The 12,146-nt window shown below is 65.9% G+C and carries 13 protein-coding genes; 10 read left to right on the top strand and 3 right to left on the bottom strand.

What is annotated here, in order from left to right; translation table 11 throughout:
* Positions 1 to 28: 28 nt before the first annotated feature.
* The gene (pncA, locus tag H536_RS0120995) at positions 29 to 706 is read right to left on the bottom strand and encodes a bifunctional nicotinamidase/pyrazinamidase (protein WP_024352295.1); all 678 of its coding nucleotides are present in this window, start codon (positions 704 to 706) and stop codon (positions 29 to 31) included.
* A gap of 156 nt (positions 707 to 862) precedes the next feature.
* Positions 863 to 1,210, bottom strand: a complete 348-nt coding sequence (locus H536_RS0120990) for a hypothetical protein (RefSeq protein WP_024352294.1) — start codon at positions 1,208 to 1,210, stop codon at positions 863 to 865.
* A gap of 128 nt (positions 1,211 to 1,338) precedes the next feature.
* Here H536_RS0120990 and H536_RS0120985 point away from each other — a divergent pair, with 128 nt between their 5' ends.
* From H536_RS0120985 to H536_RS0120970, 4 genes are all read left to right on the top strand, one after another.
* A complete protein-coding gene (locus H536_RS0120985; RefSeq protein ID WP_162142675.1) occupies positions 1,339 to 1,857 on the top strand; it encodes a hypothetical protein in 519 nt (172 codons plus the stop codon).
* A 354-nt stretch (positions 1,858 to 2,211) separates the two neighbouring features.
* Complete coding sequence (locus tag H536_RS0120980) at positions 2,212 to 2,742, top strand: hypothetical protein (protein ID WP_228240968.1); 531 nt, start codon at positions 2,212 to 2,214, stop codon at positions 2,740 to 2,742.
* Between the two features lie 354 nt (positions 2,743 to 3,096).
* Entirely contained in the window at positions 3,097 to 3,243 is a 147-nt protein-coding gene (locus H536_RS24630; protein ID WP_085931392.1) for an ABC transporter, read from the top strand.
* A 158-nt stretch (positions 3,244 to 3,401) separates the two neighbouring features.
* A complete protein-coding gene (locus H536_RS0120970) occupies positions 3,402 to 4,049 on the top strand; it encodes a hypothetical protein (RefSeq protein ID WP_024352291.1) in 648 nt (215 codons plus the stop codon).
* Positions 4,050 to 4,172: 123 nt separating this feature from the next.
* Here H536_RS0120970 and H536_RS22890 read toward each other — a convergent pair whose 3' ends face one another.
* Entirely contained in the window at positions 4,173 to 4,916 is a 744-nt protein-coding gene (locus H536_RS22890; protein ID WP_024352290.1) for a GntR family transcriptional regulator, read from the bottom strand.
* A gap of 101 nt (positions 4,917 to 5,017) precedes the next feature.
* On the opposite strand from H536_RS22890, the gene dctP reads away from it, so the two are divergent.
* From dctP to H536_RS0120935, 6 genes are all read left to right on the top strand, one after another.
* Entirely contained in the window at positions 5,018 to 6,007 is a 990-nt protein-coding gene (dctP, locus tag H536_RS0120960) for a TRAP transporter substrate-binding protein DctP (RefSeq protein ID WP_024352289.1), read from the top strand.
* A 78-nt stretch (positions 6,008 to 6,085) separates the two neighbouring features.
* A complete protein-coding gene (locus tag H536_RS0120955) occupies positions 6,086 to 6,625 on the top strand; it encodes a TRAP transporter small permease subunit (RefSeq protein WP_024352288.1) in 540 nt (179 codons plus the stop codon).
* 3 nt (positions 6,626 to 6,628) lie between these two features.
* Positions 6,629 to 7,957, top strand: a complete 1,329-nt coding sequence (locus H536_RS0120950; RefSeq protein WP_009209583.1) for a TRAP transporter large permease — start codon at positions 6,629 to 6,631, stop codon at positions 7,955 to 7,957.
* Positions 7,954 to 9,312, top strand: a complete 1,359-nt coding sequence (locus H536_RS0120945) for a malonyl-CoA decarboxylase (protein ID WP_024352287.1) — start codon at positions 7,954 to 7,956, stop codon at positions 9,310 to 9,312. Before H536_RS0120950 ends, H536_RS0120945 begins: the two co-directional genes overlap by 4 nt.
* Positions 9,309 to 10,829, top strand: coding sequence for a malonate--CoA ligase (locus tag H536_RS0120940; protein ID WP_024352286.1), 1,521 nt, complete (start codon positions 9,309 to 9,311; stop codon positions 10,827 to 10,829). Before H536_RS0120945 ends, H536_RS0120940 begins: the two co-directional genes overlap by 4 nt.
* Before the next feature lie 205 nt (positions 10,830 to 11,034).
* On the top strand, positions 11,035 to 12,146 hold a 1,112-nt coding region (locus H536_RS0120935), incomplete at its 3' end, for an acyl-CoA dehydrogenase family protein (protein WP_024352285.1).

Below are 12,146 nucleotides of genomic sequence, written 5' to 3'. Positions count from 1 at the left end.
GCAAGTCGCGGCGCGATCAAATGCCAAGTCAGGCTGATGAAGCGCGATCGGCATCCTCGCCCGCCGGCGAACCGGGGAGAATCTCGTCGGACTGGCAGCGCCCGACACCCGCGGCATTAAGGTCCCGCCAGGCCCGCGCCAGCGAGCCGTCGAGGTCGATCGACCGGCAGGCATCCTCCACGACGACCACCTCGAAGCCGGCCCGCCGCCCGTCCAGCGCCGTCCAGGCGACGCAGAAATCCGTTGCCAGGCCCGCCACGAAGACCCGGCCGACGCCGCGCTCGCGCAGATAACCGGCCAGCCCCGTTTGGGTGGCGTGGTCGGCTTCGACGAAGGCGGAATAGCTGTCGACGGACGGATGGAAGCCCTTGCGGACGATCATCTGAACGTTGGGGACATGCAGGGCCGGATGGAAGTCCGCGCCGCTCATGCCCATGACGCAGTGATCGGGCCACAGCACCTGCGGCCCATAGGGCAAGGTAATCATCTCGAACGCGTTGCGCCGATGGCTGGACGCAAAGGAGACGTGGTCCGGCGTGTGCCAGTCCTGGGTCTGGACGACGACCGGAAAATGCGGCGCCAGCGCGTTGATCGGCGCCACGACGCTGTCGCCGTCGAGCACCGCCAGGGCGCCGCCCCGGCAGAAGTCGTTCTGTACGTCGACGATGATCAGCGCATCGTCATGCTTGATATCGATATTCGCCATGACCCGAACCTGACAGTTCGTTCGCCGCGAGGAAAGTCCGCACGCGCAGCAACGGCACCCGGAGCCACATTCCGTGAGCCCGAACGGCAACGGCCATGCCGGGATCTCTCCGGCATGGCCGTTGCGTCTGAAACCTGGTCGTACGGTCTGGCGGTGTCAGCGAAGGCTGGCAGCGGCGCGCAGATCGGCCTTCGGCGAGACGTCGAGGACGTCGCCCGTGCGGGTGATCATCAGGTCCTCGGTGGTGCCGCCATTGCGGGACGGAACCTGAACGGTCAGTGTCTCACCGTCCGACAGCGTCGAGACGAAACGCAGCGGGCTGCCCGTCTCGCCGGCCTGCAGCGTGGTCACGACGCGGAAATCTTCGCCCTCGACCGTGTAATAGGCCGCGCCCTTGACGCCGCCGAGATCGATGGTCTTGCCGGCCAGCGGCTTCAGTTCTTCGGCCTGTGCGGCGCCGAATGCGAACAGGGCGATGGCGGCGGTTGCGATTGCAGTTTTCATGTCTTTGGTCCCTCTGAAGAAGAATTGGACCTCCCTGTCCCGACAGCTAGGCGTCTTTGCTGCAACGCACAACGGCATGGCAGCCATGAAATATTGTCGGACCGCCTAGGCAAATCGGGCGATTGCCGATGTCTATCGCGGCGCCTGCGGCGAACTCCCGTGCCGAGCGCGACGCCTCCGCCATGGCAAAGTCACGGTCGGACCCTATGCTTGCGGGAAATCAGGCATGCGGGCCGACCGCTTGCAGCAGTCTTGGAGCCAACGAAATGTATCACCGGATCGCGTCGACACCCCTGGCCCTGCTTCTGGCAGGCGCGATGGCGACCGCACTGCAATATCCCGCCGCCGCGCAGACCGAGGCGCCCGCGATCGATGGCGAACCCGGTTCGGAATTCGTCGAGGTGTCGCTCGGCGACTGGGATCTGAAGACGGCGCTGGCGACGGATCTCGGCATCAAGGTCTCCGAGCTGCCACTGACCATCTCGGTGACGCCGGAACTCGCCGGCAAGGTCTGCCCGATCTCGCGCGAGGACCTCGCGCAGCAGGAGGTCATCAGCCCCACGCGGACCTGCGCGGCGAAGGAAATGACCGAGGAACTGCGCGACGAGGTACGCCGCGGAATCGAGGCCGGGACCGCGCAGGAATAGGCGATCACGCCTGCCGCCATCACCGGGTCGCTGTACGCTATACTCCCGAGGGGCAGCTTTCATGCGTACTGCGTCCGGAAAGCCCCACCTGCGTCACACCTTCGCCGGAATTGAACCCTCTGACGTTCTCGCCCGCGGCGTGACCCGTTTCGTGCGCGTCTCGCGTCCGATCAGGTTGCGCCGGTCCGTCCGGTCCAGCGTGCGAACCGGGTTCGTGCAGTCTTGCGAGACGATCGTCAGACGTGGGCAACAGATCCTTAATTTCCTTGCGATCATATGGTGCCGCGCCAACGTCGCGGTGCCGATCCGACAGACAGCCGGGTTCTACGGAACCGTAGAAAGACGAAGATGGTCATGCGCATTCCCGCCCTCGCTCCTGTTGCGGCTCTCGCCGTACTCCTCGCCGGTTGCGTGGGAGACGACATGGACATGGCCGCGCTCGATCTCTCGGCCCCGCAGGACGACGCCCATTGCCGAAGCCTGCTGATCATTCCCGGGGAACTGGTCTATGCCCAGTGCCGGCTGGCGCTGCGCAAGACCTATTTGAACAATTACAACGCCCGCAAAATCGCGATCCAGCAGCAATACGGCATGCTCGACGAGCGGCTGGACCAGGCGCTGCGGGCCGACGCCTTCTGCAATTACGACGAGGCCGTGAAGGCGTCGATCGAGGTGCAGGACGAGATGTCCCTCGCCGAGATCGCCTATGCCAGCTGCGGCACCACGCGGGAGCGCCTGCAGGAGGAAATCGTCACGACGACGGGGGTCGATGGCTTCGCTTTCACGGCTGCCGAACGCCCGACCGTCATCGATCAGAACGTCGCCGCAATCCGCGAATCGCGGGCGGTGATTCAGGGTCCGCCGACGAATGTCGCGGCAAACTGAGGGGTCGCGTCCTGCGGCTTGGAGAGCAACGCGGTGCAGTGCGGTAAATGCAGCACTCTGTTGCAGGATTTAACGAATCTTGAGCCTTGGCGGCCCTTGCAAACAGGACCGTTTTCGGATTGAGAGAGCAGAGGGACGAACACGGAGTTTCAGGCGCTTATGAAGGGTTCTTCATAATCCGCAGTCACACGTCGGAGCCAAACGCTTCTATTCCGTCACGTTGCCTGCGATGTGTGGCATTTCCGCACTTGCCCGTACCACCCAAACGCAACAGGTTCTTGTCGCACCGGCCGCAAAAAGGCGTCGGAATATTCAAGCTGCGGCACCAACCGTCACATTGATAGGTAGTTCAAAATGAAGAAAATCGTCATCGCATCGGTCGCGGTCGTCGCCCTCGCATCCTTCGCTGGCTGCATGGGCAAGGGCATCGGCAAGGGCAAGGGCAAGGCACCGGTTGCTGAGCCGATGGTCGTCGAGCAGACCTACGTCACCAAGGGCTGACCTTGGTTTCTTGGAGGGAGTCGCTCCGGCGCTCCCTCCAAGCGCCGACCAATTACTGGTCCACGCTACGCGTTCCGCGATGCTCGACATCGGGGGGCGCTTCTATGTCTTGTCCCCGTCGAATGGCCCCTGGCCGTCTTCGACTTGAAAGGCCGACAATGTCTTCGAAATTCCTGCGAATCGCGTTCGCCGCGGCTCTCGGCGCCCTCGTGACGGGCTGTACCTCGAACTCGGCCAATACCATGTCGGCCGGTGCACCGGTGAACTCCAGCGCCGCGCTCGTCGCGCCAGCCGCCTTCGCTCCGCCTCCCGGACAGTCCGGCGCCGCGCAGCAGCTCTCCAAGCCCTATTTCATCGACTTCCGCGCCCGCAACGCAATGAGCTATGGCCACACCTTCGTGGTCTTCGGCAAGCTGGACCAGAACGGCCGTGTCCCGACCGATTCGAAGGGCGTGCTGATTCCCGGCGTGACCGAGGTCGCCGGCCTGCATCCGGCGTCGACCAGCAACGTGCCCTATACGATCGGTCACTTCCTGCCGGTGCCGTCCGAGACCGGCCCCAGCGACGGCGACACCGAGATCGCCTACATGACCGCGAACTACCGGATCGACCTGACCGAGGAAGAGTATCGCGACGTCGTCGGCTATATCCGCAGTCTGCAGGACTCTTCGCCGGTCTGGCACGCGGTGCTCTACAATTGCAGTTCCTTCGTCGGCGACATCGCCGAGCATATGGGCCTCAAGGCGCCCAACCACATGCTGTTCCCGGAGAACTACATCAACACGCTGAAGGAAATGAACTCGTAGGACCGTCCCCGCGACGCTTCTCGTTCATCGACGATCAGGCCCGGCCGCGACAGCGCGCCGGGCTTTTTCTTGCCTGCCACAAGGAGCCGGATCGGTCGGTTGTCGTCTGAGCCGCCGCGACGGCTATCGCGCGGCTGCGCCAACGCTGGCCACCAGATCGGCGAAGCGCTCGCCCTGGACGGCGATATGCGCCCGCAGTTCCCGCTCGGCCGTCTCGCCATCGCCGGCGGCGATCGCAGCGACGATACGCTCATGCTCCTGCAGCGACTGCTTCATGCGCTGCGACACGCGCAGCTGCAGGCGGCGATAGGCCTTCAGCCGCATGTGCAGCCGCTTCGCCTCGGCCGCGAGGAAGGCATTGCCGCAGGCGTCGTAGATCGCGTGGTGGAACCGCTCGTTCTCGTAATAATAGGCGTCGGTATCCTGCTGGGCTGCCGCTGCGCTGCAGGCGACAAGCGCGGCTTGCAGGGCCGCCAGGGCCTGCGGCGCCGCACGGCGCGCGGCCAGGCGTCCGGCCATGCCCTCGAGCTCGGCCATCACCTCGAACATCTCCACCAGTTCGCCGAGGCCGACCTGCCGCACGAAGGCGCCGCGATTGGGCAGCTGTTCGATCAGCCCGGCCGATGCCAGCTGGTTGATCGCCTCCCGGACCGGGGTGCGCGACACCGCAAAGCGGCGGGCGATCGCCTGCTCGTCGAGGCGCTCGCCCGCCGTGCGGGCATTGGTGACGATTTCCTGTTCGAGCGCGTCGCGGATCTCGCTGGCCTTGGGCCGCGCCGAGGCGAGCCCGCCCTTCGAGACGGCAGCGGACTTGCCATCCCCGGCGGGAGGCATGATCGTCGCTGCGGGAACATCCGATACGCTCATCCAGATCGTATACAATCCAATTGACAAGGCATGCAAGAGAGTATTGGCTTGCCCCAACGCGTCGGGAGGCGCGGCAGAACAATCAACGGGAGGAGAATTCCATGAAGACGATGTTGCTGACGGCCGTATGTGGCCTTGCCCTGACAGCTTCCGCCCTGGCGCAGGACGTGACTTTGCGCGCCTCGCACCAGTGGCCGGGCGGCAAGGGCGACGTGCGCGACGAGATGGTCCAGATGATCGGCAAGGAGGTCGAGGCCGCCAATGTCGGGCTGAAGGTCCAGGTCTTCCCGAACGGTTCGCTGTTCAAGCCGCGCGACCAGTGGGGCGCCGTGACCAAGGGCCAGGTGGACATCACAGCCTTCCCGCTGGATTACGCGTCCGGCCGTCATCCTGAGTATTCCGCGACGCTCATGCCCGGCCTGGTCGGCAACCACGACCGCGCCCAGCGGCTGAACGATTCGCCCTTCATGGACGAAATCAAGAAGTCGATCGACGAGGCCGGCGCCCTCGTCCTGTCGGATGCGTGGCTCGCCGGCGGCTTCGTGTCGTCCAAGACCTGCATCACCAGCCCGGAAAGCGCCAAGGGCCAGACCCTGCGCGCCGCTGGACCGGCCTTCGAGCAGATGCTGGTCGGAGCGGGCGCGTCGATCTCGTCGATGCCGTCCTCGGAAATCTACACCGGTATGCAGCAGAACGTCCTGCAGGGCGCCAACACCTCGTCCGGTTCGCTGGTGTCCTATCGCATCTACGAGGTTTCGACCTGCCTGACCGCACCGGGCGAGAACGCCCTGTGGTTCATGTACGAGCCGATCCTGATGTCGAAGCGCTCCTTCGAGAAGCTGAACAAGGAACAGCAGGATGCGCTGATGGCCGCCGGCGAGAAGGCCGAGGCCTATTTCGCAGAGGAAGCGTCCAAGCTCGATGCCGAACTGATAGAGGTCTACAAGAAGAACGGCGTCGAGGTCACCGAGATGACCAAGGAGAACTACGACGCCTGGCTCGCGATCGCCAAGGAGACCTCCTACAAGGAGTTCGCCGAGAAGGTCCCGAACGGTCAGGCGCTGATCGACGCGGCACTGGCCGTCGAATAGCCCGTAACGCCGCCAATGCGACAACGGGGGCCGGCCTGGCCGGCTCCCGTTTCCCAGGCCTCAAGCTCGGAATCTGACATGCGGTCCTTCATCCGCGCCGTCTCGGCGGTCTCGCGCCTTCTCGGCGTCATCGGTGCCCTGTTGCTGCTCGCGGCGATCTTCGCCGTCTCGCACATGGTCTTCGTGCGCTACGTTCTCGTGCAGTCCACCGTCTGGCAGACCGAGTTCACGATCTTCGCCATCGTCGCGGCCACCTTCCTCGGGGCACCCTGGGTGCTCATCGAGCGCGGCCACGTGAATGTCGACATCCTGCAGATCGCCTCTGGGCCGCGGGTCCGCGCCATCCTGCAGGCGCTGTCGGGGCTTGCCTCGCTCGTCTTCGTCGGGCTGATCGCCTACGCCTCCTGGTACCATTTCCACGAGAGCTGGACGAATGGCTGGATGACCGAATCGGTCTGGGCCATCCCGCTCTGGATCCCGGTCCTGCCCATGCTGGTCGGCACCGTCTGGCTCGCCGTCCAATACATCGCCGAACTGATGCGCCTGTGGCTCGATGGTGCCGATCCGCACCTCGCCAATCAGGACGCCCTGTTCTCCGATACCGTCAAGAAAGCCTGATCGATGAGCCCGACCGTCTCCGGTTTCGCCATGCTGGGCGTCCTGCTGGTGCTGCTTGCCATCGGCACGCCCATCGCCTTCGCCCTCGGCCTCGTCTCCATGGGCGCGCTGTTCGTCGTCTACGGGCCGTTCTTCCTCGAAACCCTCGGTGAGCAGTTCTTCGGCGGCATGGCGTCCTTCGGCCTCGTCGCCATCCCGATGTTCATCCTGATGGGCGCCGCCGTCGCCTCCTCGCCCGCCGGCAAGGACCTCTACGAGGCGCTCGATCGCTGGCTCAACCGGGTGCCCGGCGGCCTCGTCCTGTCCAATCTCGGCGCCTGCTCGATCTTCGCGGCCCTGTCCGGCTCCTCGCCCGCCACCTGCGCGGCGATCGGCAAGATGGGCATCCCCGAGATGCGCCAGCGCGGCTATCCGCCGGAGATCGCGGCCGGTTCCATCGCCGCCGGCGGCACCCTCGGCATCCTGATCCCGCCCTCGGTGACGATGATCGTCTACGGCATAGCCACAGAAACCTCGATCGGCCGCCTGTTCCTGGCCGGTGTCGGCCCCGGCATCATGCTGACCGTGTTCTTCATGATCTGGACCATCTATGCCTGCAAGCGGCAGGGTCTGGGTCTCACCGAACTGTCGCAGCGCTTCTCCATGCGCGAGCGCTTCGCCGCGCTGCCACGGGTGCTGCCCTTCCTGGCGATCATCGTCGCCGTGCTCTTCGTCCTGTATGGCGGCGTCGCCACGCCGTCCGAGGCGGCCGGTGTCGGAGCGCTGTTCTGCCTGATCCTCGTCGCGGTGATCTACGGCATGATCTCGCGCACCTGGCGCTTCTCGCAGATGACGGTGATCTTCCGCGACACGCTCAAGGAGAGCGTGATGATCATGCTGATCATCGGCGCGTCCGAGCTCTTCGCCTTTGCCCTGTCCTCGCTGTTCATCACCCAGTCGATCGCTGCCTTCATCGCCGACATGGACGTGAACCGCTGGGTGCTGATGGGCGTGGTCAACCTCTTCCTGCTGGTCGCCGGCTTCTTCCTGCCGCCGGTCGCTGTCATCCTGATGACGGCGCCGATCCTGCTGCCAATCATCACCGGTGCCGGCTTCGACCCCTACTGGTTCGCCGTCATTCTGACGATCAACATGGAGATCGGCCTGATCACCCCGCCGGTCGGCCTCAACCTCTATGTCATCAACGGCATCGCGCCCGACATCACGCTCGGCCAGATCCTGCGCGGGTCCCTGCCCTACGTCGTCTGCATGATCCTCGGCATCATCACGCTGTGCCTGTTTCCGCAGATCGCCCTCCTCCTGCCCGAACTCGTCATGGGGCCTGAGCTATGAGCCGCGTCTCCCTCCTGTCCGACCTTCTCGATTCGATCGGCGCCCGGTCCTGGTTCCTCGGCGACAACGCCAACCGGACGATCGGCGTCGGCCAGCTGGCGGCGCTCTGCCACGAGCTGGTCTCCTCGCGCGGCGAAGCATCAGGGGTACGCCTTGCGGCCGAGATCCTGCGCGGCTTCCGCGGCCTCAGCGACGCCGACGCCGAGCGCTTCTTCCAGATGCTGGCGGATGAGTTCACTCCGGACCAGGCGGCCCTGACCGATGCGGCCGCCGCGTTCCTCGACACGCCCGACGCCGAGACGCTGGCGCGGCTCCAGCACCATGCCGAGGCGCCGCGCCAGGAGCTGTTCCGCCGCCTGAACCTCGCACCGGGCGGCACTGCCGAACTGGTCACGCTGCGCGAGCGCCTGCTGCCGCTGCTCAAGGCCGACCGCAAGCGCTACGGCCCGGTCGATGCCGATCTCTGCCATCTGTTCCAGTCCTGGTTCAATCGCGGCTTCCTGCTGCTGCGGCCGATCGACTGGAACACCCCGGCCAGCATCCTGGAAAAGATCATCCGCTACGAGGCGGTCCACGCCATCGGCAACTGGGACGAGCTGCGCCAGCGGCTCGCCCCGCCGGACCGGCGCTGCTTCGCCTTCTTCCACCCCTCGATCCCGGACGATCCGTTGATCTTCGTCGAGGTGGCGCTGACGGCGGAAATCCCGGCGTCGATCGCCTCGGTGCTCGACCCGCAGCGCACGGCCCTGGCGCCGCAGGACGCGCAGACCGCGGTGTTCTATTCGATCTCCAATTGCCACAAGGGCCTGGCCGGCGTGTCCTTCGGCTCCTTCCTGATCAAGCAGGTGGCGCAGGACCTGAAGGACGCAGTTCCGAACCTGCGCACCTTCGTGACCCTGTCGCCGGTTCCCGGCTTTGCCGGCTGGCTCGCCGCACTGCCGCCCGCCACGATCGACCGGCTCGAAGCGGCAGAAAAACGCGCGATCGAGATCGTCGGCGAGCCCGGCTGGGCCGGCGATCCGGCGAAGACGGAAGCCGCCCGTCCCGGATTGCTGTCGCTCGGCGCCCGCTATTTCCTGCGCGCCCGGCGCCCGCGCGGCGGACCGGTCGATCCGGTCGCCCGCTTCCATCTTGGCAATGGCGCGATGCTCAACCGCATCATGCATCTGGGCGACGTCTCGCCGGGTGGCCTCGCCCAGGCCCACGGGCTGATGGTCAATTATCTGTACGACCTGCCGCGCGTCGAGCAGCGTCACGAGGCCTATGCAGCGGATGGCGACATCGCCGCCAGCCGGGCCGTGACGTCGCTGCTGCCCAAGCGCGGCGAAGTTGATTCCATGAAGGACGTAGCATGACAAACCCGCTCTTCGACGGCCTCCTCGCCACGGGACGCACGACGCCGGACAAGTGTTTCGCGATCCTGCCCGATGGCCGCGAATTCACCTATGCCGATGTCGAGGCGGTCTCGGCGCGTTTTGCCAATGCCCTCGTGGCGCTGGGCGTCGAGCCGGGCGACCGGGTTGCCGTGCAGGCCGACAAGTCGATCGAAGCGCTGATGCTCTATCTTGGCACGGTGCGCGCCGGCGGCGTCTTCCTGCCGCTCAATACCGCCTATACGCCGACCGAGATCGACTACTTCCTCAACGACGCCAAGCCGCGCGTCTTCGTCTGCGACCCGGCCAAGCGCGACGGGCTGGCCGCCACGGCCGAGGGCGCAGGCGCGCGCCTCGAAACGCTCGGCGCACGCGCCACAGACGCCGGCAGCCTCAACGCGCAGGCCGATGCGGCCTCGGGTGAATTCGTCACGGTCGCGCGCCAGCCGAGCGACCTTGCCGCGATCCTCTACACCTCGGGGACGACCGGTCGCTCCAAGGGTGCCATGCTCACCCAGGACAATCTCCTGTCCAACGCCGAAGTGCTGCGCGACTACTGGCGCTTCACCGCGGACGATGTGCTGCTGCACCTCCTGCCGATCTTCCACACCCACGGCCTGTTCGTCGCGTCCAACACCGCGATGATCGCCGGCGGCACGATGATCTTCCTGCCGAAATTCGACGTCGAGCAGGTGTTCAAGTACCTGCCCCAGGCGACCGCGATGATGGGCGTGCCGACCTTCTACACCCGTCTTCTCGCCGACGAGCGTCTCAACCGCGAGCGCACCGCCCATATGCGGCTGTTCACCTCGGGCTCCGCGCCGCTGCTGGCCGAGACCCATCGCGCCTTCGAGGAGCGGACCGGCCAGCGCATTCTCGAGCGCTACGGCATGACCGAGACCAACATGTCGACGTCCAACCCCTATGAGGGCGAGCGCCGCGCCGGAACCGTCGGCTTCCCGCTTCCCGGCGTCGAGCTCCGGATCGTCGATGCGGACACCGCCAAGCCATTGCCCGATGGCGAGATCGGCGTCATCGAGGTCAAGGGTCCGAACGTCTTCTGCGGCTACTGGCAGATGCCGGAGAAGACGGCCGCCGAATTCAGGGCCGACGGCTTCTTCATCACCGGCGACCTCGGCCTGATCGATCCGCAGGGCTATGTGACGATCGTCGGCCGCGGCAAGGACCTGATCATCTCCGGCGGCTTCAACATCTATCCCAAGGAAGTCGAGCTGGCGCTCGACGAACTGCCGGGCGTCGTCGAAAGCGCCGTGATCGGCGTGCCGCATCCCGATTTCGGCGAGGGCGTCGTCGGCGTCGTCGTGGCCGAGCGTCCGCTCGACGAGGCCGAACTGACGAGCGCGCTGGCCGAACGGCTCGCCCGCTTCAAGCAGCCCAAGCGCATCGTTTTCGTCGACGAACTGCCGCGCAACACCATGGGCAAGGTGCAGAAGAACATCCTGCGGGACCGCTTCGCCGATCTCCTCGGCGACAAGTGACCGCAAGGCCGATGACCGCATGATCTGCGTGGGGCCGGCGAAGTGTCGCTGACCCCGCCCCATGCCATTGCTCCCCGGCGGCGCCGGGCGATAGAACGGATCGCGAGTGCGGGCCGCATCCGGGATCGAGATTCGGCGCGCCGCCCTTTTCAGCGGCCGTCCGATGCCCGGCATGGCCGCCATCCGTTCGAGAGGAAATCCCGCCATGTCCAACGCTTCGGCCGCCGCGCCTTCGCCGTCTGCGTCTCCGTCCGCCGGTTTCGACTGGGCCGATCCGTTCCGGCTCGAGGACCAGCTCTCCGAGGACGAGCGGCTGATCTTCGAGACCGCCCGGTCCTATGCCGAGGAGAAGCTGCGGCCGCGCATCGTCGAGGCCTATCGCAACGAGACCACCGACCGGTCGATCTTCAACGAGATGGGCGAGCTCGGCCTGCTCGGCTTGACCCTGCCCGAGGATTATGGCTGCGCCGGCGCGTCCTATGTCTCCTACGGCCTCGTGGCGCGGGCCGTCGAGGCGGTGGATTCGGGCTATCGCTCGATGATGAGCGTCCAGTCCTCCCTGGTGATGTATCCGATCTTCGCCTATGGCGACGAGGCTCAGCGCCGCAAGTACCTGCCCAAGCTCGCCACCGGCGAATATGTCGGCTGTTTCGGCCTGACCGAGCCCGATGCCGGCTCCGATCCCGGCGGCATGACCACGCGGGCCGAGAAGATCGACGGCGGCTACCGCCTGTCGGGCGCCAAGATGTGGATCTCCAATTCGCCCATCGCCGACGTCTTCGTCGTCTGGGCGAAGTCCGCCGCCCATGACAACAAGATCCGCGGCTTCATTCTCGACAAGGGCATGAAGGGCCTGTCGGCACCCAAGATCGAGGGCAAGCTCTCCTTGCGCGCCTCGATCACCGGCGAGATCGTCATGGACGGTGTCGAGGTCGGCGAAGACGCGCTGCTGCCGAATGTGTCGGGGCTCGGCGGTCCCTTTGGCTGCCTCAACCGGGCCCGCTACGGCATCTCCTGGGGCGCCATGGGGGCTGCCGAGGATTGCTGGAAGCGGGCGCGCGACTACACGATGGAGCGCACCCAGTTCGGCCGCCCGCTGGCCCAGACCCAGCTTGTCCAGAAGAAGCTCGCCGACATGCAGACCGAGATCGCGCTGGGGCTGCAGGGCTCGCTTCGGGTCGGCCGCCTGTTCGACGAGGGCGCCATGGCGCCGGAGATGATCAGCCTGGTCAAGCGCAACAATTGCGGCAAGGCGCTGGACATCGCCCGCACCGCCCGCGACATGCATGGCGGCAACGGCATCATGGGCGAGTACCA

The sequence above is a fragment of the Aurantimonas coralicida DSM 14790 genome (assembly GCF_000421645.1).
GTDB classification, from domain to species: Bacteria; Pseudomonadota; Alphaproteobacteria; order Rhizobiales; family Rhizobiaceae; genus Aurantimonas; species Aurantimonas coralicida.
The sequence above is the reverse complement of the archived record's forward strand: the minus strand, read 5'-3'. Positions and strand labels throughout refer to the sequence as shown.